This window comes from uncultured Thiocystis sp. (assembly GCF_903866365.1).
GTDB lineage: Bacteria > Pseudomonadota > Gammaproteobacteria > Chromatiales > Chromatiaceae > Chromatium.
This window is the reverse complement of the sequence record NZ_CAIPNF010000347.1, coordinates 1-1,579: the sequence shown is the minus strand read 5'-3', so window position 1 is coordinate 1,579 and position 1,579 is coordinate 1. Positions and strand designations below refer to the sequence as shown.

The following is a 1,579-nucleotide window of genomic DNA, read 5'->3' as shown; positions in this document are numbered from 1 at the left end:
GATCGCTCCCAGGACGATCGGCGAGCCGTCGGTGTCGAAGCGCTTGAGCGCCTCGGCGCTCGCCAGCATTCCGGCGGCGTTGCACGCCTCCTGGATGCGCGCTTCGGCATCGAGCAGCGTCCCGCTCAGATTGACCTTGACTTGAATGGTGACTTCATCGCCGCTGCGCTCGATCAGCTCTGCTGCCATTGCCTGATCCCCATGTCCGCATTTGAGCCATCGGGTCAGTATCGTTTATTCTCACATTTTTGCAAGGCACCACCCCATTCAAGAGGCCATCGAGGAGCGGGCGGCGATCCTGGAGTTCGATGCGGATCTACCCCGGACGCAAGCCGAGGCTCAGGCCACGAACGCCATGCGGGTTTACCGCTATCGCGTCACCGATAAGCCGCACGACTGGCTGGTGATGATCGCGCCGGGTTGCGACCTGGAGGAGGCACGGCGAATCCTGATCGGGCGATTCGGTGAAACGCGCTTGATCGACGTTCGGGAATCCACGCCATAACTGGCCCAGGAGCGCGTGAAGACGTCTACATGCCGCAAGGCATGGCGATGTTTCCCAAATGATTTAGGCAAAACCAGCGAGGTCGACCGCATGGGCGGGATGGGTTCAGGGGAGTATCAGAGCCGGCGCAAGGGCACGACCACGCGCTGGCGGTCACTCGATATCCGCCAGTTGGCACGGCAGGGGTTGCTTCACCCTGGCGCTTGGACGACGTGGTCCTGGAGCCTGGGCAGCAGGTCTGACGGCTCGGTCAGATTCTGCGCCATCGACACCACCCTGGAGGTGGACTACCGCCGACCGGCGGACGACCACGCCTGGCACACGCAGCGCGAAACCCTCGACATCGCGCGGACCGCCTGCCATCTCGGGGGAACACGGCCCTGGCTCCATTGCCCGGTGTGCTGGCGACGGTGCGCCATCCTGTACCTGACCGAGCATGGCTTGCTGTGTCGGACCTGCGGTGAACTGAATGACCCCAGCACCCGGCAGAACAAGGTCACGCGGGCCATGACACGGGTTCTGGCGATTCGCCAGCGGCTCGGCTGGGGCGGCACCTGGATGGACGGGCACGGCGGTAAACCCGAGGGCATGCGCTGGCGCGAATACTTCAAACTGGTGTGGAAACATGACGCGGAAGTCGACCAGGCCACGGCGGCGCTGTTGCCCTGGCTGGACAAGCAGCATCGGCAGTTGGAGAAGAGGATCGGACGCGGCAAGCTGTCCGGTCGATGCTGATGCCGATCATGTTGCAACGATGTTCTTCGTCCCCGATCGGGCAGCGGCGATGCTCGGCAAATCGCGCGAGAGGTCATTCATGAGCAAGCAAGCAGACGATGCACCCCCGCCGCCGTTATCACCCCGCGACATCCTGCTGATGCACGCCGTTCAAGGCGCGTCCAGCATGATTGAGTGGGGGAAGTTTGCCGGGGCCAGTGAGAGTCTGTTCAGAAAGTCCCTGTTGAATTGCATATGTTTTTTCAAGCATGGGAGCACAAACTGGACGGAAATCGGCTTTTGCCTAAATTTCATGTGTAAGTCAAACTGCAACAATCTAATTTCATTAGATAAACTTTC

At 61.2% G+C, this 1,579-nt stretch carries 3 protein-coding genes and 1 pseudogene; 3 read left to right on the top strand and 1 reads right to left on the bottom strand.

Going from position 1 to position 1,579, the window contains the following annotated elements:
* Window positions 1-189 (bottom strand): annotated as a pseudogene (locus tag QZY07_RS19520) (hypothetical protein); the annotation flags it as partial.
* A 22-nt stretch (window positions 190-211) separates the two neighbouring features.
* Here QZY07_RS19520 and QZY07_RS19515 point away from each other — a divergent pair.
* The 3 genes from QZY07_RS19515 to QZY07_RS19505 form a co-directional block, all read left to right on the top strand.
* Window positions 212-505 carry a hypothetical protein gene (locus QZY07_RS19515; RefSeq protein WP_295406249.1) on the top strand — a complete coding sequence of 98 codons (294 nt, stop codon included), beginning with the start codon at window positions 212-214 and terminating at the stop codon, window positions 503-505.
* Between the two features lie 90 nt (window positions 506-595).
* A complete protein-coding gene (locus tag QZY07_RS19510) occupies window positions 596-1,240 on the top strand; it encodes a hypothetical protein (protein WP_295406247.1) in 645 nt (214 codons plus the stop codon).
* A gap of 79 nt (window positions 1,241-1,319) precedes the next feature.
* On the top strand, window positions 1,320-1,579 hold a 260-nt coding region (locus QZY07_RS19505; protein WP_295406245.1), incomplete at its 3' end, for a hypothetical protein.